This window comes from Prochlorococcus marinus XMU1419, assembly GCF_017695955.1.
In the GTDB taxonomy this organism is placed as follows: domain Bacteria; phylum Cyanobacteriota; class Cyanobacteriia; order PCC-6307; family Cyanobiaceae; genus Prochlorococcus_A; species Prochlorococcus_A marinus_AD.
The window spans coordinates 522408-544612 of sequence record NZ_JAAORO010000003.1 but is presented as its reverse complement, the minus strand read 5'-3'; the positions used below and the strand labels follow the sequence as shown (position 1 = coordinate 544612).

21 protein-coding genes are annotated in these 22205 nt (G+C 32.6%); 9 read left to right on the top strand and 12 right to left on the bottom strand.

Going from position 1 to position 22205, the window contains the following annotated elements:
• Positions 1-28: 28 nt before the first annotated feature.
• Positions 29-484 carry a 50S ribosomal protein L9 gene (gene rplI / locus HA151_RS09060; RefSeq protein ID WP_011863768.1) on the bottom strand — a complete coding sequence of 152 codons (456 nt, stop codon included), beginning with the start codon at positions 482-484 and terminating at the stop codon, positions 29-31.
• A 20-nt stretch (positions 485-504) separates the two neighbouring features.
• Entirely contained in the window at positions 505-1443 is a 939-nt protein-coding gene (locus HA151_RS09055) for an acyl-CoA desaturase (RefSeq protein ID WP_209107104.1), read from the bottom strand.
• 75 nt (positions 1444-1518) lie between these two features.
• Between HA151_RS09055 and HA151_RS09050 the strand changes: the two genes are divergently transcribed.
• The 5 genes from HA151_RS09050 (at position 1519) to HA151_RS09030 (ending at position 7251) form a co-directional block, all read left to right on the top strand.
• A complete protein-coding gene (locus HA151_RS09050) occupies positions 1519-2217 on the top strand; it encodes a hypothetical protein (protein ID WP_209107103.1) in 699 nt (232 codons plus the stop codon).
• Between the two features lie 17 nt (positions 2218-2234).
• Complete coding sequence (locus tag HA151_RS09045) at positions 2235-3527, top strand: aminotransferase class I/II-fold pyridoxal phosphate-dependent enzyme (protein ID WP_209107102.1); 1293 nt, start codon at positions 2235-2237, stop codon at positions 3525-3527.
• 2 nt (positions 3528-3529) lie between these two features.
• The gene (gene gcvH / locus HA151_RS09040; protein ID WP_209107101.1) at positions 3530-3919 is read left to right on the top strand and encodes a glycine cleavage system protein GcvH; all 390 of its coding nucleotides are present in this window, start codon (positions 3530-3532) and stop codon (positions 3917-3919) included.
• Between the two features lie 45 nt (positions 3920-3964).
• The gene (gene gcvP / locus HA151_RS09035) at positions 3965-6874 is read left to right on the top strand and encodes an aminomethyl-transferring glycine dehydrogenase (RefSeq protein WP_209107100.1); all 2910 of its coding nucleotides are present in this window, start codon (positions 3965-3967) and stop codon (positions 6872-6874) included.
• A gap of 128 nt (positions 6875-7002) precedes the next feature.
• A complete protein-coding gene (locus tag HA151_RS09030; protein WP_209107099.1) occupies positions 7003-7251 on the top strand; it encodes a hypothetical protein in 249 nt (82 codons plus the stop codon).
• 12 nt (positions 7252-7263) lie between these two features.
• Here HA151_RS09030 and HA151_RS09025 read toward each other — a convergent pair whose 3' ends face one another.
• From HA151_RS09025 to rpmI, 6 genes are all read right to left on the bottom strand, one after another.
• Positions 7264-8397 (bottom strand): glycosyltransferase family 4 protein, encoded by a 1134-nt coding sequence (locus HA151_RS09025; RefSeq protein ID WP_209107098.1) that lies wholly within the window; start codon positions 8395-8397, stop codon positions 7264-7266.
• A gap of 27 nt (positions 8398-8424) precedes the next feature.
• Complete coding sequence (locus tag HA151_RS09020; protein WP_209107097.1) at positions 8425-9618, bottom strand: NAD-dependent epimerase/dehydratase family protein; 1194 nt, start codon at positions 9616-9618, stop codon at positions 8425-8427.
• A gap of 170 nt (positions 9619-9788) precedes the next feature.
• Positions 9789-10583 (bottom strand): thiazole synthase, encoded by a 795-nt coding sequence (locus tag HA151_RS09015; RefSeq protein ID WP_209107096.1) that lies wholly within the window; start codon positions 10581-10583, stop codon positions 9789-9791.
• 2 nt (positions 10584-10585) lie between these two features.
• Complete coding sequence (locus HA151_RS09010; protein ID WP_209107095.1) at positions 10586-11143, bottom strand: tetratricopeptide repeat protein; 558 nt, start codon at positions 11141-11143, stop codon at positions 10586-10588.
• A gap of 36 nt (positions 11144-11179) precedes the next feature.
• Complete coding sequence (rplT, locus tag HA151_RS09005; protein ID WP_025895195.1) at positions 11180-11527, bottom strand: 50S ribosomal protein L20; 348 nt, start codon at positions 11525-11527, stop codon at positions 11180-11182.
• A gap of 28 nt (positions 11528-11555) precedes the next feature.
• Positions 11556-11753 carry a 50S ribosomal protein L35 gene (gene rpmI, locus HA151_RS09000; RefSeq protein WP_209107094.1) on the bottom strand — a complete coding sequence of 66 codons (198 nt, stop codon included), beginning with the start codon at positions 11751-11753 and terminating at the stop codon, positions 11556-11558.
• Positions 11754-11844: 91 nt separating this feature from the next.
• Between rpmI and HA151_RS08995 the strand changes: the two genes are divergently transcribed.
• Both HA151_RS08995 and HA151_RS08990 read left to right on the top strand, forming a co-directional pair.
• Positions 11845-13383, top strand: a complete 1539-nt coding sequence (locus tag HA151_RS08995) for a SpoIID/LytB domain-containing protein (protein WP_209107093.1) — start codon at positions 11845-11847, stop codon at positions 13381-13383.
• Between the two features lie 27 nt (positions 13384-13410).
• Positions 13411-14712, top strand: a complete 1302-nt coding sequence (locus tag HA151_RS08990; protein ID WP_209107092.1) for a glycosyltransferase family 2 protein — start codon at positions 13411-13413, stop codon at positions 14710-14712.
• 1 nt (position 14713) lies between these two features.
• Here the strand turns inward: HA151_RS08990 and HA151_RS08985 are convergent, their stop codons facing one another.
• The 4 genes from HA151_RS08985 to tig form a co-directional block, all read right to left on the bottom strand.
• A complete protein-coding gene (locus HA151_RS08985; protein ID WP_209107091.1) occupies positions 14714-16477 on the bottom strand; it encodes a DNA polymerase III subunit gamma/tau in 1764 nt (587 codons plus the stop codon).
• Between the two features lie 56 nt (positions 16478-16533).
• A complete protein-coding gene (gene clpX, locus HA151_RS08980) occupies positions 16534-17901 on the bottom strand; it encodes an ATP-dependent protease ATP-binding subunit ClpX (RefSeq protein WP_209107090.1) in 1368 nt (455 codons plus the stop codon).
• Positions 17902-18006: 105 nt separating this feature from the next.
• Positions 18007-18651 carry an ATP-dependent Clp endopeptidase proteolytic subunit ClpP gene (gene clpP / locus HA151_RS08975; RefSeq protein WP_373922060.1) on the bottom strand — a complete coding sequence of 215 codons (645 nt, stop codon included), beginning with the start codon at positions 18649-18651 and terminating at the stop codon, positions 18007-18009.
• Between the two features lie 65 nt (positions 18652-18716).
• A complete protein-coding gene (gene tig, locus HA151_RS08970) occupies positions 18717-20150 on the bottom strand; it encodes a trigger factor (RefSeq protein WP_209107089.1) in 1434 nt (477 codons plus the stop codon).
• A gap of 124 nt (positions 20151-20274) precedes the next feature.
• Between tig and HA151_RS08965 the strand changes: the two genes are divergently transcribed.
• Positions 20275-21306, top strand: a complete 1032-nt coding sequence (locus tag HA151_RS08965; protein ID WP_209107088.1) for an aspartate-semialdehyde dehydrogenase — start codon at positions 20275-20277, stop codon at positions 21304-21306.
• Positions 21303-22205 carry a 4-hydroxy-tetrahydrodipicolinate synthase gene (gene dapA / locus HA151_RS08960; RefSeq protein WP_209107087.1) on the top strand — a complete coding sequence of 301 codons (903 nt, stop codon included), beginning with the start codon at positions 21303-21305 and terminating at the stop codon, positions 22203-22205. Before HA151_RS08965 ends, dapA begins: the two co-directional genes overlap by 4 nt.

Genomic DNA, 22205 nt, shown 5'->3' with positions numbered 1-22205 from the left:
TACTTTTCAAAATAATGCAACAAATTGATTAACTTGTTACTTCAATATTCACTTCTGCATTTACTTCTGGATGCAATTTTATTTTTGCAGTAAAAGAACCTAAATTATGAATATCAGGAACTGTGATGTTTCTTCTATCAATTTCTTTTTTAGTTGCCGCTTCTATTGCTTCGGCAACATCCCCATTGGTAACAGTTCCAAAAAGAACACCATCTTCTCCAACCTGTTTTTTGATAGTAAACCTACCTATGGTAGATAATGCAGTTTGGAAATCTAATGCTTCTTGCTTTAACTTATCAGCAGCGATTTTTTCTTTTTCTTTCTTCCTTTCAATTTGTTTAAGGACTGCCGGTGTTACATTCATTGCCTTGCCATAAGGTAATAAAAAATTTCTTGCGTATCCAGGTGCTACTTCAACTAGATCTCCTTCTTTACCTAGTGAAGCGATTGATTCAGTTAATGCGACTTGTACTCTTTTTGCCATGAAAATATTGAACAATATAGTTAATAATAAGACCTAGAGGGTAACTTTACTTTTTTTGCAAGACCAAATTTCGCAAGAATCTTAATATGTTCCCATGTTAAATCTATCTGACCTCTAAATAATCCCTGTTTTGCCGAATTGGGAAATGCATGATGATTATTATGCCAACCTTCTCCAAATGTTAATGCTGCAACCCACGCATTGTTTTTAGATGAATCACCACTCTCGAATGGTGCTTTACCCCAACAATGCGTCGCAGAGTTTACTAGCCAAGTTATGTGATAAACAACTACAAGCCTTAATGGAATTCCCCAAAGGACTAGAGCCCATCCTCCAACTCCTAATTTTTGACCTATTGCGTACAAAGAGAGTGCAATAGGAATTTGTAAGAATAAAAAATATTTATTTAGAAATCTATAGTATGGATCCTTAATTAAATCTGCACTTAGTTTTGGAACAGCTTTTAGAGCTTCAACGTCTTTAAACATCCAACCCATATGACTCCACCAAAACCCCCTTTTACTATTGTGATGATCAACTTCAGTATCTGAAAAGGAGTGGTGATGCCTGTGTAAACCTACCCAATCTATTGGTCCATGCTGGCAACTTATAGCCCCACAGGTAGCAAAAAATCTTTCTAACCATCTTGGAACGATGAATGATCTATGAGATAACAATCTGTGATATCCAAGGGTGACTCCTAAACAAGCAGTTACCCAATAAAAAAATAATAGTGATACTACTGCAGGGAGACTCCAAAATTTTGGTTGTATAGCTACAAGAGAAAGAATATGAATTGCAACCATGAAAATTATCGTTCCCCAAGTTTTATGTAGTCTTGGAGGATATCTTTTTGAATGACTGGAAGGTTCAAGTAATTTTTCTGAGAGTTCTATAACTTTTTCAGCTGGAACAGGTTTTTTTAATTTTGCTGTTTCTTGGAAAATCACTGAATTCATGATATTGAAATGCTATTTTCAAAATTGCCGATATGTAATATTATCATACTATACTATTGATAAGTTTAATTATCTGTGAGTCTCGGATATCGCGATAAATTATCTAGAGGTCGAAGGGCTATGGCTCATTTGATACATCTCTGGCATGAAAGAAATGGATGGTCACACAGAGTTTTGCCATTACTTTCTGAAGTTCTTGATTTAGGCAAAGTTCATAATTCACAAATTTCTAATCTTAGGAATGGGAAGTTATCTTCGCCAGGTCCTGAAGTTTTTCTAGCTTTAGCTCAAGTTAATACGATTCTTGATCAAGGTATTGAAAAAATCAGGGATCGTTTTGAAAGTGATTACCCAGAGTTATGGAAATCTTTGGAAGAGTCTGCATTACCCCTTAAAAATGATTCTGGTCATCCATTGTCGGCGGGGGAATTATTCGAGATATTTTCAGGATTAAAACCTCTACCTTCATCTTTTGACTGGTACATAGAAGATGAAGAAGCTTCTGCTTTGAGTGATGCTCTTTCAGTACATTTTTGCCAGAATAAGGCTTGGAGATCATGTAAAATGCAAGTAATGAAAGCCTATGCTGTCAATAAATCTGCCCGTAGAGAACGTTTTGCTGAGGTAATTGCAGGAATTAGAGATTATACTGCAGAAGAATTAGATGGAGAACTTCTTGATTTATATGAGGCTTCAAAAAATCTTTCTTATTTTCATGGCAGGGGACCTAATGCTTTCCTCGCAGAATTAAGAAATTTAGCTTCTGAAAAATAAGATTATTTTTTTAATTAATGACTCCTGACAATAACTTAAAACTCGCTGAAAACTCTATTCTTTCTGTCGAAGAAAGTTTAAGTAAAGTTTTCCAAGAAAGGTCTAATCAGGTTTTCCAGAAATTAGAAAATATTTTGACAATTTTTAAGGAAGAAAAAGTTTCTACTAGTCATTTCAATCAATCTTCTGGTAGTGGACATGATGATATATCTAGAGAAAAAATTGATGCAGTTTTTGCAAGATTGTTTCTTGCTGAAAAGGCTGCTGTGAGGATGCAATTTGTAAGCGGAACGCATGCAATAAGTTCTGTCTTATTTGGAATTCTTCGACCTGGAGATGTAATGTTATCTATTACGGGACAACCATATGACACGTTAGAAGAAGTCATAGGAATAAGGGGAGGAGGAAAAGGCTCACTTAAAGATTTTGACATTGAATATAAGCAAATAAATATTTGCGAGAATTTTGATTCTTTTGAAGAAAAAATTGTTCATTCTTTTAAAGAAAATTCATGCAAATTAGTATTCATACAAAAAAGTTGTGGATATAGTTGGAGAAAGTCTCTTACGAATCATCAGATAGAAAAAATTTGTAGTCTTATTCATTCTCTTGATCCTAATTGTATATGTTTTGTTGATAACTGTTATGGGGAGCTTGTTGAAGATAGTGAACCAATTTCTAAAGGGGCAAATATAATTGCTGGATCTTTGATTAAAAATTTGGGAGGAACAATCGTTCCTACTGGTGGATACGTTGCAGGAGATGCAGAGTTGGTTGAGATGGCATGTTCTAGATTAACCTCACCAGGCATTGGTTCTTCTGCAGGAATAAATTTTGGACTAGGAAGATTAATTTTGCAGGGTTTGTTTTTAGCACCACAAATTGTTCACGAATCACTAAAGGGTGCTGATATGGTTGCAGCAGTCTTTAAAAATTTGGGATTTAAGGTTTTACCAGAGCCAGCAACTTATAGATCTGATCTTATTCAGTCAGTAAGATTGAATAATCCTGATTTGGTACAAAAAGTTTGTCAATCATTTCAAAATTCTTCACCTGTAGATTCTTTTCTGAATGTTGTTCCATCATCAATGGATGGATATGATTCAAAATTATTAATGGCAGGAGGTACCTTTATTGAAGGTAGTACAAGTGAATTTTCTGCTGATGCCCCTCTAAGAGATCCTTACAATATTTTTGTTCAAGGTGGTTCTCACATAGCTCACATCAAAATTGCATTAATTCGATTATTATCTGAACTATTAGAGGAAGAATTAATTTCAAAGGATTCTCTACTTCCTTTATCTACTTAATCATGTCTTACAAGTTTCCAGACAACCTCAACTATGCTGATACTCATGAATATGTCTTAGAAGAAAATGGATTATTAAAAATTGGAGTTAGTGAATTCGCTATAGATCAATTAGGAGATATCGTTTTTGTTGAATTAGCTGATGAAGGGGCGACTTTAGAGAAAGGCGAGACTTTTGGAACAATAGAATCAGTTAAGGCCGTAGAGGAAGTTTACCTGCCTTTTTCAGGAGAAATAGTATCTGTAAATGAAAGTGTTGTTGAGAACCCTGAGCTTTTACAGAATGATCCGATTGGAGACGGTTGGTTAGTCATTTTGAAACCAGAATCAAAAGCATCAATTGCTGATTTGATGACTTCTGAAGAATATCAATCAAAGGTTGTACCAAAATAAGGCAAACTTTCTAAAAAGAGCTATTTTAAAGAAAAATATTTTAATATGACATCCAAATTTGGGTCTGATTTGTTTATAGATAGGCATCTTGGGTTAGGAGATAATGATGAAAGAATTATGCTGAACAAGCTTGGTTTTAATAATATTGATCAATTTATAAATCAAGTTATCCCTGAAGATATACAGCTTAAAGATAAATCTTCAGAAATATTGCCCCAAGGTTGTTCAGAAATTGAGGCTTTAAACGAATTAGAAGAGATTACGAATAAAAATACAAAAATGAGATCACTTATCGGCCTTGGTTATTATGACAATCATATGCCTAAAGTAATCCAAAGACATGTTCTTGAGAATCCAAGGTGGTACACGTCCTATACTCCATATCAAGCAGAAATTGCACAAGGAAGATTAGAAGCTCTATTTAATTTTCAGACTATTGTTTGTGAACTAACAGGATTCCCTGTCGCCAATGCATCTTTGTTGGATGAGGGTACTGCAGCAGCAGAAGCCATGGCCATGAGTTTTTCCGCAAGAAAAAATAAATCTTCAAAAGTGTACTTAGTGGAGTCAAATGTTTTTGATCATACTTTTAATGTTCTACAAACCAGAGCAAAACCTTTGGGAATAACTTTAAAACGCTTTACTCAAAGCAACCTTCCTAATCTTGATGATGTTTTTGGAATGTTGTTGCAATTACCTGGTAAAAACGGACAATTATATGATCCTACATTCTTAATATCCCAAGCACATAGATCAGAAATTATTGTTACGGCATGTATTGATCCACTGGCACAAGTTTTGATTAAACCAATTTCTGAATTTGGTGTTGATGTAGCAGTGGGGAGTATGCAAAGATTTGGTGTTCCAATGGGTTTTGGTGGCCCTCATGCAGCATATTTTGCTTGTAGCGAAAAATATAAAAGGCTGATACCAGGAAGAATAGTTGGGGAAAGTCTATCTAAAAATGGAGAAAAGTCACTAAGACTAGCATTGCAAACAAGAGAGCAACATATTAGAAGGGAAAAGGCCACTAGTAATATTTGTACTGCTCAATCTTTGTTAGCTATAATTTCTTCTTTTTATGCTATTTATCATGGACCCTCTGGATTAACGCAAATTGCTAAGAGATTAGTTGAGTTGCGAATAAATTTAGAATCAAGTTTAGTTGCTTTAGGTTTTGATATTCCTGATGGGATTAGATTTGATAGTATTGATGTTTATTCTGAGCACTCCCAAAGGATCCATAATGAGGCTTTAAAAAACGGCTATAACTTAAGAATTTTGCCGTTGGGATCAACTATTGAAAATTCAACTGGTTTTGGGATCTCTTTAGATGAGCTTAGTAATGAAAAAGAAATAAAAGATATTTTGACTTTCATAGCAAACCTTATAGAAAAAGAAGAATATTTAGAACATATAAAATTTGATAAAGAATTTCATCTTGAAAGTTTAGCTTTGAGATCCAGTGCATGGATGCAGCAAGATATATTCACAAATTACCAAAGTGAAACTGAATTAATGAGATATATATTCCGACTTGCAGAAAAAGATTTTTCTTTGGTTGATGGGATGATGCCATTGGGAAGCTGCACCATGAAGTTAAATTCTGCAGCAGAGTTAAATCCAGTCTCTTGGGCTAATTTATCTTCCATTCATCCTTTTTCCCCACCAGATCAAACTAAAGGCTATTCAAAAATTATATCTGACTTAGAAAAATGGATAAGTGAGATTGTTGGTTTAAAATCAGTTTCTTTTCAACCAAATGCAGGTTCTCAAGGAGAGTTTGCAGGTTTATTGGCAATAAATTCTTATTTTGAATCAAAAGGTGACTTGTTAAGAAAAAAATGTTTAATTCCAAAAAGTGCTCATGGAACAAATCCTGCTAGTGCAGTTATGGCAGGTTTTGACGTGTTAACTGTTGAATGTGATGACGAAGGAAATATTGATTTTCAAGATTTGTCAATTAAGGTCAAGAAATTTGATAACCAAATAGGGGCTCTTATGTTGACTTATCCTTCTACTCATGGAGTTTTTGAATTACAAATCAGAAACATATGTGATTTAATTCACTCTGTGGGAGGATTTGTCTATTTAGATGGAGCAAATTTGAACGCTCAGGTTGGATTATGTAAACCGGGGAATTATGGTGTTGATGTTTGTCATTTGAATTTACATAAAACATTCTGCATTCCACATGGAGGTGGTGGTCCAGGAGTAGGTCCAGTTGCTGCATCAGAAATTTTAAGCCCATTTCTTCCTACTCATTCTTTAATGGATAATAATTTATCTATTAGTTCCAATTACGTATCTTCTGCCAAGCATGGGAGTGCAAGTATTCTTCCAATAAGTTGGATGTACATAAAAATGGCTGGTCTTAGTGGTTTAAGGAAAGCTACTGCGCATGCAATTTTATCTGCAAATTATATTGCGCATACTTTAAAACATAAATTCAAGATTCTTTATAAAGGAAAAAATAATTTTGTCGCACATGAATGTATTCTAGATTTCAGGGATTTAAAATCTAAAACTGGTTTGAGTGTTAATGATTTAGCTAAACGATTAATAGATTATAGTTTTCATGCCCCAACTATAAGTTGGCCTGTTCCAGAGACGATAATGATAGAGCCTACTGAAAGTGAAAGTTTGGTTGAATTGGATAGATTTTGCGAGGCTATGCTATTGATTGGAGAAGAAATCAGCGAAATAGAAAAAAATGATGCATTAAAGAATAACAATGTAATAAGTAACGCTCCTCATACGCTGAAGGAGTTAATTGCTGATAACTGGCATTATCCTTATTCAAAAGAAAAAGCTTCTTTTCCTTATAAAACTCCAACGTCTATTAAGTTTTGGTCTTCAGTTTCTAGGATCAATAATGCATATGGCGATCGCAATTTAATTTGTTCTTGCAATGTAAATCAAGGCGAGACTTTCGAAGAAAAAAAATGTGCATAAGGACTAGCATCCTTATATTTACTTAGTTATTATCAGTGAGAATAAAAATTTAATATTTTCTTATAGAATTTTTTTAAATTTTTTTATTAAAATATTCGAGCATCAAATTTTTTGGGGTATTTGAAGCTATGACCAAAGATTTTAAATCTGGTAATGTTAAGCACCTGCCAGTTAAAAACGTAGATTTACCAAATTTTGTCAATAATTTTTCAGGAGATAACTCAAACATTTCTTCCATTGAGGGAACCAATGTTATAAGAGTACCCTTTGGTAAAAAGTTTTCAAAGAAAAAAAGGCCTGAAAAGAATCAAAATATCGCTACTCTAATACTTCCTTTAAGTTCGTATAATAATCCCACACCTCCACACGTAGCATAATTAAGATTAATTTTAATCTATTTCTTTGAGAGTATCTGCATAATAATTTTGCAGTTGTAGTGTTGCTTGATTCCAATCCCATTTTTCTGCTTCGTTTCGTGCCTCTTTTCTCATAACTTCTCTTTTATCTTCATTCTCTAGAATTTTTTTTGTCGCTTTAATCAAACTTTGTTTCCCATTATCTTTTTCATCAGGATCATATAAACAACCATTAATCCCATCACTAATAATATCTGGAATCCCCCCCTTGTTGGCTCCGATAACTGGACATCCTGCTGCCATTGCTTCTAGTAAAACTAACCCAAGTGTTTCTGTACTAGATGGAAATAAAAATATATCTCCAGAGGCATAGGCGCTAGCAAGTTCATCGCCAGATAAGTATCCTATGAAATTAGTCTTTGTATTTTCGAAGATTTTTTCAAGCTGGTTTCTATATGGTCCGTCACCTACAAGTGCAAGGCAAGCATTAGGAATACTTTCTAAGACTGGTTTAATTCTCTCAATTTGTTTTTCTGCTGATAATCTTCCTACATAAATCAATAAGTAATTAGCGTCGTTATATTTCCCAAATAATTTTTTTCTCATTTTCTCACTTCTCAAATCTGGTCTGAAACTGAAAGTATCTACTCCCCTTTGCCATAGAGCAGTCCTTTGAATACCTTTATCTTTTAACTCATTGACCATAGCGGTGGAAGTACATAAATTTAACAATGCTTGATTATGAGCTGCTTTAAGTAATTCCCACAAAAGTGGCTCTAACATACCCATACCGTAATGTTCCAGATATTTTGGAAGATGAGTATGGTAACTCGCAATTAAAGGAATATTATTAGTTTTCGCTAACCATATGCCACCTAAGCCAAGTACAGCTGGATTAACAACATGTATCAAATCTGGCTTAAATTTTTCTAACTTATCTGAGACTGCAGGACCCGGCAAACCAAGCTTCAACTCTGGGTATAAGGGTAATGGCATTGCAGCAACTCCAACTACAGTTGCACCCATATATGATTCTGGACACCCTTCTGGACAAAAAATTATAACTTCATCACCATTTTTTATTAAAAATTCAATTGTTTTAGTCAATCTTGTGACTATGCCATCAACTTTAGGTAAAAAAGTTTCAGTAAACAATGCAATTTTCACTTTCTTAGAGTAACTATTTTGGAAATTTTAATTTGTCTTTATTGCCTCAGCTTGTTTTTTAGTCCAGGATGAAACACAAGGTATCCGCTTAAGATCACATCTATTGGAGTATTTTTTGGCAACTTCAACAACTTCTTCTAATAAGCCATTATCAAGAGTCGTTGGGTTTAAACCTAATTCTATAAAACATTTATTATCAACAATAAGATCATTTTCTACCGCTTCATTCCTTGGATTTGGTAAATAATTAATATCAGCTCCTGTTAGAGAAGCTACTTTTTTAGCTAGTTCTCCAACTTGATGACTCTCAGTCATTTGATTAAAGATTTTGACTCGTTCTCCGGATTTTGGAGGATTTTCAAGAGCAAGTTGTACGCATTTTACAGAGTCTTTTATATGTATAAATGCTCTTGTTTGCCCGCCTGTCCCATGAACACTTAATGGATATCCAATTGCAGCTTGCATTAGAAATCTGTTTAAAACAGTTCCATAATCTCCGTCATAGTCAAATCGGTTTGTCAATCTAGGATCTTTTAAAGTTGCTTCTGTATTTGTTCCCCAAACAATGCCTTGATGTAAATCAGTAATCCTTACAAGATCATTTTTGTTGTAGTAAAGAAATAATAATTGATCTAAGGTTTTAGTCATATGGTAAACACTACCTGGACTGGCAGGGTGTAATATTTCTTCTTCAAATCGACTTCCATCTGGTTGTGGAACTTCAACTTTTAGATAACCTTCTGGAATTGTTGCACCTCTATGTGATCCATATCCATAGACTCCCATTGTTCCTAAATGAACAACATGAATATCTAAATTACTCTCTACTATTGCAGCAAGAAGGTTGTGGGTGCCATTAACATTATTATCCACTGTATATCTTTTGGTGAAACTTGATTTCATAGAGTAAGGTGCTGCTCTTTGTTCTGCAAAATGGATCACGGAATCTGGTTTTTCATCAATTAGCAAATTAAGTAATTTTTGATATTGTTTAGAGATATCCATCTTAAGAAATCTCATAGGCTTACCTCCAGTCTCTTCCCATGCAGAAAGTCGTTCTGTTATCGAAGCAATTGGAGTTAAAGATTCTACCTCTAGATCAATATCAATTTTTCTACGACTTAAATTGTCGACAATAATAACATCATGATTTTGCTCTGCTAAATTCACCGCACAAGGCCAACCGCAAAAACCATCTCCACCTAGAACAATAACTTTCACTCAGAACTCCAGAATTAAAAGATTCATAATATATTTATTAAATTACTACAGTGTGCTTCCACTTTGCGAAAAAATATTGTAAATAGTTTCAAATCTTCTTTCTTAATTACGATAAATAAAGCAAATCATAAATTTTTACTTTCTTTTTAAACTTTTCTTAATTAAGAGAATTAGATAGATATGTTTTTTTCCGGCGAACTTGCTACTGCAAAGTCTTGTTTGTGAATTCTTCCTGCCAGAAAAGCTTGCCTGCCAGCTTTCACACTATAATTTATCGCTTGAGCCATTAGGGGAGGATTTGCAGCTTGCGCTATCGCACTATTGATTAAAACACCATCAGCTCCAATTTCCATAGCTTGAGATGCTTCACTAGGCACCCCAATTCCTGCGTCAATTATTACTGGCACTTTTGCATTCTCAATAATTATTCTTATATTTGATAAATTTAACAAACCTTGCCCCGAGCCAATGGGCGAGCCCAATGGCATTACAGTTGCACAACCTATTTCTTCTAGTCTTTTTGCAAGAATAGGATCTGCATTGATATAAGGTAGTACAGCGAAACCCTTTTTTATTAAAATTTCGGCTGCTTTAAGAGTTTCTATTGGATCTGGTAGCAAATACTTTTTGTCAGGAATAACTTCTAACTTTACAAAATTATTTTCTTCTTGACCAGATAATTTTGCAAGCTCTCTTCCTAAAATTGCTATTCTGACTGCCTCATCGGAATTAACACAACCAGCTGTATTAGGAAGCATCCAATATTTTTCCCAGTTGATCTTTTCGAGTAAATTTTCTCCGGTTTGATAATTTTTAATTCTTCTAACAGCGACGGTTATAATTTCCGTTTCAGAATTTGACAGACTTTCCATCATATCTTTAGTAGATTTGTATTTGCCAGTACCAACCATTAATCTACTGGAAAATTGTTTTCCACCAATCAGTAAAGAAGAATAATTTTCCATATTTAGAATCCCTTATCTTTAATACCTTTATAAGGTTTATAATTATTTCTTTTTTCTAACTCCTTACTTTTTTTAATTGCTGTTTTGTTCTTTGGATCTATCACCAAAACCTTTTGATAAGTTTCATATGCCAAGTCGTACTCAAGTAAACGCTGTTGTGCTGATGCGAGGTTATTTAGGGCTATAGGATATTTTGGAAGTGATTTTATTGCAGAGTTATAGTGTTTAATTGCTTTTTTAAATTCATTTTGAGCAGCATAAGAAAATCCTAAAGCATTATTTATTATCGCTTTGGCTTCATCAGGTTCATTTTCATAATTTTCAATTGCTTTTAAAAAAGTTTTAGTAGCTTCAGAATATAATCTTTTTTTTATCTGAATGGACCCAAATTCATATAATTCTGTAGCTTCAGTGAGAGAATCTAAACCTTTCTGCTCGAATTTTACTAAATTTAATTCTTCACTTCTTGTTTTTAGAAATTGTCTAAATACAAAAATAGAAATTATTATTAAAACAATAAAAAGAATTACTAAATAAGATTGAAAGGAAGATATTTCCATTATTTATAATTACTTTTCTAGATTATATTCTTTTTTCTACTTACTAACGGAAGAAACAATTTTTTCAAAACACTTAGGATCGTTTAAGGCTAATTGAGCAAGCATTTTTCTGTTAATGATAATTTCTGAATTTTTCATGCCATTTATTAACTTGCTATAGTTTGTTCCATTTATCCTCGCAGATGCGTTAATTCTAGAGATCCAAAGTCTTCTAAAATCTCTTTTTCTTCTTCTTCTATCCCTATAAGCATTACAAAGAGCTTTCATCACTCTTTGATTAGCGGTTCTGAAAAGATTTTTGTTGCCGCCTCTGAAACCTTTTGCAAGATTTAAGATTTTGTTTCTTCTTTTTCTGGCTATGTTGCCTCTTTTTACCCGTGCCATGAATATCTAATAAAAATTGGTTAAAGATTTATGCGTATGGAACCATTAATCTTACATTATCAGCATCTCTTTCATCAACTACGGCTTTTGTTGATAGATGTCTTTTTAATTTTGAGCTTTTATGATCAAGTAAATGATTATGGAAAGCTCTTCTTCTCATGAATTTACCCGTCGCAGTAGCTTTAAATCTTTTGGCAGCTGATTTACGAGTTTTTAGTTTAGACATTTAAGTCAAATGTGTTTAATTAGGATAATCTAAACCTTTATATGCATTGGTGCAAATTAAAGTCCTTAATTGATAAGGAATGTTCTAATTTATGAAACTTAAATTTACCTTTTTAAACTTTTTTTTAGGCTGTATTTCTCTTTTAATAATAAACACTAAATTTATTTCCAATGCAAAAGGAGAAGAATTGCTAAAGGTTGAACTCCATAATGAAATTAAAAAAGGAAAATTTTTAATTGGTTTAAAGCAATATTTAGGCGGGGAGAATGATAGTTTTTCGGAGAAAAAGAATATAAATTTTACAACTAATAAAGGTTTTTTAAACTTGATATCGTCCAACGGTATTAAACATAAATCAAAACAGATAAATATTACCTGGGCGGATATTCCTGTCAAAAATCCAAAAACAATTGAAAGAATTGTTTTTGGTCCTTTTGCTAGCTATGAATCGGCAAAAAAACAATCAAAGAAACTAAGAGATCAAGGATTTGAGACGACTGTTGCCTACCCTAAAAATTGGGAAGTATGGATTCCATTTCAAGATGATCTGCCAGAGTTTGAATTAAAAAATAAGATTTTCAAAAAAATAAAAAATTTTCAAATTACTCCCGTTCTTAGAAATGACTACAGTGGGATGAAACTTGAAGGTCCTATATATATTTATGCTCAAGAGGACATCAAAATAAATGGTGTTAATTTTGGCAAAAATTTCTATTTATTGAGAGATTTATATGGAACTTGGACATTAGTTCAAAAAATTGAGTTTGATGATTATTTGGCAGGTGTTTTGCCATACGAAATTGGACCTAATTCTCCTTTAGAAGCACTTAAGGCACAAGCAGTCATTGCAAGGACTTGGGGAATTTTTAATTCTGATAGATTTAATATGGATAAATATCATTTATGTATCACCACTCAATGTCAAGTTTATAAGCCTCCTAAAATTACAAATAAAAAAGTGCAAAACGCTATAGACGCAACTTCAAATTTAATTCTCACTCATAGAAATCAACCAATAAATGCTTTTTACCATGGTTCTAATGGTGGAGTATCTGCTACTGCAGGTGAGTCTTGGCAAATTCAAGATTATTCTTATTTCCATTCAATTATTGATGGTTCTAAATCATTAAGAAAAAATTTTAAACTCCCAATTACAAATGAATCTGATTTAAATAATTTTTTAGATTTTGATAAAAAACAGTTTTATGGAAGTAAGCATTCTCTTTTTCGATGGAATAAGAAAATTTCTAGTCTTGAAATTAAAGAAAAGTTAATTAAAAACAAACTTATAAATATTAATGAAGACGTTTTGGATTTAAATTCTATAGAGCGTGGGTCTAGTGGCAGAGTGACAAAATTGGAAATACAAACGGATAAAGGTAACAAATCTATTGTTCTAATTAAAGATGATATTCGACGGGTATTAAATTTTATACCTAGTAATTTGTTTACTATTAATAAATTAAATGATGATTTATGGCTTTTTAGAGGAGGAGGCTTCGGTCATGGTGTAGGTTTATCTCAGTCCGGAGCAATTGAAATGGCTAAATTAGGATTTTCTTATGAACAAATATTGAATCATTACTATCATGATGCAAAACTGAAAAAATTTGAGATATTGTCTCAATGAAAGTTAGGTAATTAAAAATTTACTTTTATGAGTAAAGGTTTTTATAAAAATCGAAGATTGAAGTCGTTTATATTTATTAGTGCTTGTATTTTAGTAGCTTTTTTTCCTCATGCTTTTAATATCGAAAATTTCTTTTACATTCTATTGACTCTTTCTTTTTTGATTGTTTTTTACGGTTTAATAGTTATTTCTAGAAATTTCAAAAGGAACAACGTTTTAAATACTGTGAGCAGAAGAATTAGCAATAAAGAGTTACCTGTGCTTGATATTTTAGTCGCAGCTAGAGATGAAGAGAATGTCATAGCAAGATTAATTGAAAGATTATTTCGTTTAGATTATCCAACAAATAAATTAAATATTTTCATAATCGATGATGGTAGTTCTGACAAGACGCCTTTAATTTTAAATCGATTATCTAGACAATATGACAAGCTAAAAGTCGTAAGTCGTTCTCCAAATGCAGGCGGTGGAAAGTCAGGAGCTTTGAATTATGCCTTGCAGTTTACTCATGGTGAATGGTTATTAGTTTTGGATGCTGATGCAGAATTAAAACAAGATTCTTTGATAAGGTTATTTAGTTTTGTAGAAGAAGGTGGTTGGTCTGCAGTTCAACTAAGAAAATCAGTAACAAATGTAAGTAAGAATTTTTTAACTTCCTGTCAGTCAATGGAGATGGCTATGGACGCAATTTTTCAATATGGAAGATTATCAGTTGCGGGAGTTTCTGAATTAAGAGGAAATGGCCAATTAATTAAGAAAAAAACATTATTAGCATGTGGTTCCTTTAATGAAGATACAGTTACAGATGATCTTGATTTAAGTTTAAGGTTATTATTATCAAAATCTAGAATTGGAATCTTGTGGGATCCCCCAGTCATGGAGGAAGCAGTTGAGAATTTAAATGCTTTATTAGCGCAAAGGCAAAGATGGGCAGAAGGGGGTTTGCAAAGATTTTTTGATTATGGAGATCAATTATTTACCAATAAAATTGATTATTTGCAGAAATTTGATTTAACTTACTTCTTCATCTTGCAATATGCACTACCAATTATTTCTATCTTTGATTTAGTTTTCAGTATTGCTTTATTGGATTCACCAATTTACTGGCCTATTTCATTTACAGCTTTTATGTTATCTGGAATTGCTTTTTGGTACGGTTCTTCTTGTAAAAGTGAAGTACCGGTATTGCAAAAATCCAATTTTTTGATGGTATTTCTATCGGTTTTTTATTTATCACATTGGTTTTTAGTAATCCCTTGGGTAACAATAAAGATGTCTATTTTTCCCAAAAAGATACTCTGGCGAAAAACTATTCATACTGGAGTTTAATTTATTCATCAAGGTCTATAATTTCTCCATTAAAAAAATTTGCTAAGTTTTTTGAACTATCATCATAAGTTTCTTCGTTAGATATTTTTGTTGTCGAATTGGTTTTTGGTTCTATTTTTTTTATTGGTCGAGAATTATTTACTTCATTTTGGGTCATTTCTGTGGTACTTCTTTGGTTACTTTTATTTAATTGTTTGGTAGAGAAATTAAGTATTATTTGATCTCCAAATATCTTTTTTACAGTATTTTCAATTATAACTTTTCTGCTTTTAATCATATTTTCCCAGTTTGGAGATAATGCAATGGTTATTTTCTCCGAATCAAAACTTTCAAGTTCGGCTTGTTGTGAAAGTAACATTCTTGTCGATGGTAATTCTACTTTAGAAAGAATTAATTCCCATTTATCTTTTAAATTATTTGATTCAGGATTAGTTTGGTTATTGTCAGAAAAATTTCTCATATTTTCTTTTTCAAGAACTTCAAATTTTTCTAATTTGTCGTCTTTTTTTTCGATCAATTTCTCTTGCCTCATCTCTTTTTTGATAATTGGTTTTTGAATTTCATCAGAAATATTTTCTTTATTAATTGTTCCAATGTTTTTTATGCTTTCATGCATCTCTTCAGTCTCATTATTGTTACTTTCTTCCTTATTTTTAGAACTATTTATCTCTTGATAATCTAGAAGGCCAGTTAAATGTATTTCAAACCAAAGCCTGGGATTATCACTTGTTTTAATTTGATATTCAATATTCCTCAGGTTATTATGCCACTTAATTATTGTTGATTTATTTATTCTTTTTGAGATTTTATCCAATTCATCTTGAAATTCATCAGAGGTATAATAAAGGTCTGAATATTGATTATTTGTAGTATATAGCAGTAGATCTCGTGTTATATTTAATAATCCGATAATTATTTGAAGGGGTTCGTTTCCACTATCATATAATTTGTTGCAGGTGATAATTAATGACTCAGGATTATTCTCAACCAATGATTTAATTAGATTTGTTAATTCAATTTCTGATACTTCTCCTAGTAAGTTTTGGATATTATTAATTGTTATACCTTCAGGTAAAAGATTAAGTTGTTCAAGGAGGCTTTGTGCATCTCGCATGCCTCCATTAGATCTTTTCGCAATCATTTTTAAAGCCTGATCTTCGTACTTAATGGACTCTTTTTCTGCTATTTCTGATAAATGTTGAAAAATGTCATTGGGGCTTATTCTTCTAAAATCGAACTTTTGGCATCTACTTTGTATTGTATTTAATACTCTCTCAGGATTCGTGGTCGCAAGGATAAATACAACTCTTGAGGGCGGTTCTTCAATAGTTTTTAGTAAAGCATTTGAAGCTGCCGTTGAAAGCATATGACATTCATCAATAACATATACTTTCCATCTCGCTTGAGCAGGTGCAAATCTCGCTCTTTCTATAATTTCTCTTATATTTTCTACTCCTGTATTTGATGCAGCATCAATCTCGATAATATCTAGAGCGCTCCCATCTGTAATTTGTCTGCATAAGTCACATTTACAACAAGGAGTTATCGTAGGTTGGTCGAATGCCTGGCAATTTAGTGATTTTGCAAATATTCTTGCACTTGATGTTTTTCCAGTGCCTCTTGGACCATTAAAAAGATATGCAGGAGCAATTTTTTTTGTTAATAGTGCTTGCTTGAGTGTAATGGATATAAATTTTTGCCCAACCAGTTCGTCTAAGTTGTTTGGTCTATATTTTTGATGAAAAGGCTTATGTATATTTGGCATTTATTTTTCATTAATTAGAAAAATTCGGGATTCAATTAAAAAATTAAACTCTAATTTTATGCAGACTCTTTAATGATTCTTTTTGATCCTGAAGGTAGTTTAACAATTTTAGATGAGAACAAATTATCTACCATTTTTTTCGTAATTGTGAATTCTTTTACATTTTCTTCAGAAGGTAAAGTGTACATTATGTCTAGCATTAGCTCTTCAATTATTGACCTTAATGCTCTTGCACCTGTTTTTCTTTTATATGCTTCATTTGCTATTGCTTCAACAGAATCAGGCTCAAATGATAATTCAACATTATCCATACTTAGCAAAGTTTTGAATTGTTTTACTAATGCATCTCTTGGTTGAGTTAAAATAGATTCTAAAGTTTCTTTTGTAAGACGATCTAGTACAGCACAAACCGGAATTCTGCCAATAAATTCTGGAATTAGGCCATATTTCACTAAGTCATCTAATTCTAAATTTTTCAGGGAATCTCTTGGATCTACTATTTTTTTTGTATCAACTTTGTTTTGATCTGAATTGGTGGTAAATCCTATAGAGTTTTTACCCATTCGCTTTTGAACGATATCTTCTAAACCTATAAAAGCTCCCCCACAAATAAATAATATTTGACTCGTATCAATTTGGATGCAGTCATGATAAGGATGTTTTCTTCCTCCTTGTGGTGGCACATTAGCAATTGTTCCTTCAAGCATTTTTAATAATGCTTGCTGTACTCCTTCACCAGAGACATCTCTAGTAATTGAAGGATTTTCGCTTTTTCTTGCAATTTTATCTATTTCATCAATATATATAATTCCTCTTTGAGCTAGTTCTACATTCATTTCTGATTTCTGTAGAAGTCTTAAAAGTATATTTTCAACATCCTCCCCAACATATCCAGCTTCTGTCAAAGTCGTTGCATCAGCTACTGCAAAAGGCACATCCAGAAACTCTGCTAAAGTTTGCGCCAATAATGTTTTCCCACTTCCAGTAGGGCCAATGAGTAAAATATTTGATTTTTGTAATTTAGTTGCTTGTGAATCTGTTGAATTGTTATTTTTACAATCTTCTTTAACTTTCCAAGCTAATCGCTTGTAGTGATTGTATACAGCTACTGATAATATTTTTTTTGCAGATTCTTGTCCAACAACTTGATTATCTAGAAAACTTTTAATTTCTAATGGCTTCGGAATTGAGGTTAATTCTAAAGGAACAGATTTTTTTGGATTATCAGTTGGTAATTTCTTTTTTACTTGCGGAGAGTTGTTAGTGTTCGCTTGATTATCAAGTAGCTCTTCATCGAGAATTTCATTACAAAGATCTATGCACTCATCACAGATATAAACACCAGGACCAGCAATAAGCTTTCTTACTTGGTCTTGTGATTTCCCGCAAAATGAACATTTAAGATGGGCGTCGAATTTAGCCATCGATTATAAGTTTTTAAAGTGAAAGGTGTTAAATATTCCCTATTCACTAGGATTGCTTATAAATATCGATTCGTCATCATATTCTTAAAAAATAAGTATTCCTTGTCACTTTTTGATAACTTTATCAATTAATCCATATTCGACTGCTTCTGAGGGAGATAAAAAGTAATCTCTTTCTGTATCTTCATTAATTTTTTCTAAAGGTTGACCAGTATGTTCGGCTAAAAGCGAATTTAATGTTTTCTTGAGAAAAAGTATTTCTTTAGCTTGTATTTCAATCTCTACTGCTTGACCTTGCGCACCTCCAAGAGGCTGATGAATCATAATTCTAGAATTAGGTAAAGCCAATCTTTTCCCCTTTGCTCCTCCAGAAAGTAGAAATGCCCCCATACTTGCGGCCACTCCAAAGCATATTGTCACTACATCAGGGGATATTTGTTGCATAGTATCGTATATGGCCATTCCTGCAGTTACTGAGCCTCCAGGAGAATTGATATAAATTTGGATATCTTTTTCGGGATCTTCAGCTTCAAGAAATAGTAATTGTGCGACAAGTGAGTCAGAAACTTGATCATTAATACCAGTACCTAAAAAAATAATTCTCTCCCTCAATAGTCTTGAATATATATCAAAAGCTCTTTCTCCTCTACCTGATTGTTCTATAACCGTAGGAATAGCAGCAATAGTTTTATTATTACTTTCGTAAGAACTTATTGAGCTTTGGATTAAATGTTTTTTTTCTGAGTTCACAAATTAGTTTTCGTCTTATAGGTAATTTAAGGGGTTTTTGTTTAATTAGTAGGAAATTTCATAAATTATTTTTTTTCTTTTTTATTTTGAGTTTTTGTAGTTTTTGTAGTTTTTGTTTTTTTTGTTGCAGTTTTTGTAGCTTTTGTTGTTTTGGAGGTTTTGGTTGCTTGAGAAGTTTTTGTAGTTTTTTCTTTTATTTCAGAATTTTCTTCAAGCCAAATTATCAATTTTTCTTTAAGTAAATCGTTACTTATTACTTCTGTTAATTTTTTAATATCTATTTGTTTTGAAGATTGAGAGATTGCATCTTCATATTCTTTCATTTTTAAATCAATTTCACTTTTATTAATTGTTATGTTTTCTTTTTCTGCTAATGCTTTAAGAGCTAAATTTCTTTGAACATTTTTTTCAGCCTGAGGTCTTGTAGACTCTGCTAATGACTTAACTAATTCAGGAGTGAAAGTAGATTTAACATCAAGACCTTGTTGAGCAAACCTTTGCGCTGTTTGTTCAATATTATTTCTCACTTCTATATCAATCATAGATTTTGGGATTTCAGTAACCAATTCGTTTGTTAAGGCATCTAGTAAAGCTTCAATTTTGATATCTTTTTGAGTTTTTTCAAAATTGTCTTTAAGTTGTTTTTCAATATCTTTCTTTAACTCTTTTAATGATTCCTTATTTCCAGATTGTTTTGCAAAATCGTCATTAAGCTCAGGTAATTCTTTTTCCTTAAGATCCTTAAGATTTACTTCAAAGATTGCTTCTTTGCCTCTTGAATCTTCATGAGAATAATCTTCAGGGAATTTAAGGTTAAGTGTTTTCGTATCACCAATTTTCATCTTTACGATTCCCTCAACGAATCCAGGAATCATTTTGTTCTTTTCTAACTCAAGATCCATTGATTCACTCGTACCACCATCAATCTCTTTACCAGAATCTTTATATTTACCTTTGAAACTAACTACAGCAATATCCCCTAATTTTGCTGCTCTGTTGGTAACTGGAATAATGTTTGCAAACTGATTTCTAGATTTTTCTAGAGCTTCATCTATTGACTTTGGATCAAATTTAGTTTTTGAGATTTCAACACTAAGTCCTTTTGATTTTTTTAGTTTTAATTCGGGTGCAACATCAGTTTGAAGAGTAACCTTAAGTGATTTATCAGGACTAAACTTTGCAAGTAAAGATTCAAATCCATCTACCAACTCTGGCTCACTAAGTGGCTCTATAGATTTGATTTTTAATGCTTCTTGCCAGGATTTATCAATGATTTTTTCTAGAGCAGAAGCATGTAATTGTGTGATGCCAATTCTTTGGATTAAGACTTGTTTAGGAATCTTCCCAAGTCTAAACCCTGGAATTTTAGCCGAACGACTAATGGTAGTGATTGTTTCATTTACACACGTTTTGCATGTCTCAGATGGTATTTCTAATTCGAATGAAATTCTACTTTGAGGCAGAGGTGTTGTTTTGACTATTAGTGCATCTTTAGCCATGTTTTTCTAAGTTATTACTATGAGCCGAATCTTAATTATTTCACATTATGTGATTTCCTTGAAAGTTAATTTTTTGATAAAGTAAAAAAAATAGTCAATCTATTTATAAAAATCATTTTAAAGAGTGAGACAATCTCCGTATTTGCCTAATAGGCCATTAAAAGTTGCTGTTTTAGGTTCTTCAGGTGCTGTGGGATCTGAATTGCTAAAAATTCTTGAACAACGTGATTTCCCAATATCAGAATTGGTATTGCTTTCATCAGAGCGGTCAGAAGGAAAAAAAATTATTTGGAAAGATGAAGAATTAGTTACAAAAAAAACAACTAAGGAAGAATTTAAGAATCTTGATTTAGTTTTGGCTTCAGCTGGTGGAAGTATTTCAAAAAAATGGTTGTCTACCATTATTGATCAAAATGCTTTATTGATAGATAATTCAAGTGCTTTCAGATTAGATAAGAATGTTCCTCTTATAGTTCCTGAAGTTAATGCTAGTGAAGTACTTAATCATGATGGGGTAATAGCGAATCCAAACTGCACTACCATTTTGCTGACATTAGTTTTAGCTCCATTAAACAAACTTTCTACTATTCAAAGAGTTATTGTCTCAACATATCAATCTGTCAGTGGTGCAGGCCAACTGGCGATGGAGGAACTAAAACTTTTAACTGAACAATATCTTCAAGGAAATCCTCAAAAAAGTGAAGTTTTGCCATACTCCCTTGCTTTTAATTTGTTTTTACATAATTCCCCTATGCTTTCAAATAATTACTGCGAAGAAGAGATGAAAATGGTTAATGAGACTAGGAAAATATTAAATATTGCTGATTTAAAGCTCTCTGCTACATGCGTTCGAGTCCCAGTACTGAGAGCACATTCTGAATCGATCAATATTGAATTTGCCGATGTAGTTGAGCCTAAATATGCTCTTGAAGAATTAAAAAAATCTCCTGGAATTGAAGTTATTGAGGATTACAAAAATAATAGATTTCCTATGCCAAATGACGTTATGGGAAGGGATAATGTTGCTGTTGGCAGGCTAAGAACTGATATAAGTCAGCCTCATGGATTAGAATTATGGTTATGTGGAGATCAAATAAGAAAAGGAGCAGCTTTGAATGCTGTTCAAATAGCTGAGTTATTAATTCCAAAAAAATGATTACAGACAAAACTGAGTGTAATAATCCACTATTTGGAAGAATATTGACTGCAATGGTTACTCCATTTACTGAGAATGGAGATGTAGATTATGAACTAGCCATAAAACTTTCAAATTATCTTTTTGAGAATGGTTCCGATGGAATTGTGTTATGCGGTACTACTGGAGAATCTCCCACTCTTTCATGGGCGGAACAGCATGATTTATTTATTGCGGTAAAAGGATCTTTGGATGCAAGCTGTAAAGTAATAGTTGGCACTGGTAGCAATTGTACAAGCGAAGCTGTGGAAGCCACAAAAAAAGCTTACGACTCTGGTGCTGACGGTGCTTTGGTAGTTGTTCCTTATTACAATAAGCCGCCTCAAGAAGGTCTTTATAAACATTTCAGTTCTATTGCTAAATCTGCAAATGATTTACCTCTTATGCTCTACAACATTCCTGGCAGGACAGGATGCAATTTATTACCTGATACTGTGAAGAAACTTATGGATTTCTCAAATATTCTCAGTATTAAAGCTGCAAGCGGTAGAATAGAAGAAGTAACAGAACTGAGGGCTATTTGTGGCTCTGAGCTCTCTGTATATAGTGGCGACGATTCATTGTTACTTCCAATGTTATCTGTAGGTGCTGTAGGAGTTGTAAGTGTTGCAAGTCATTTAGTTGGATTGCAATTGAAAGAGATGATTCATTCTTTTCAAAGTGGAAAGGTTTCTAATGCTCTTGCTATTCATGAAAAACTTCAGCCTCTTTTCAAAGCACTCTTTATGACTACTAATCCAATCCCAATTAAGGCTGCTTTGGAGCTATCGGGATGGGATGTAGGTAATCCTAGAAGTCCATTGTCACCATTAACCAATGACATGAAAAAGCAACTATCTTTTATCCTGAAATCCCTATAA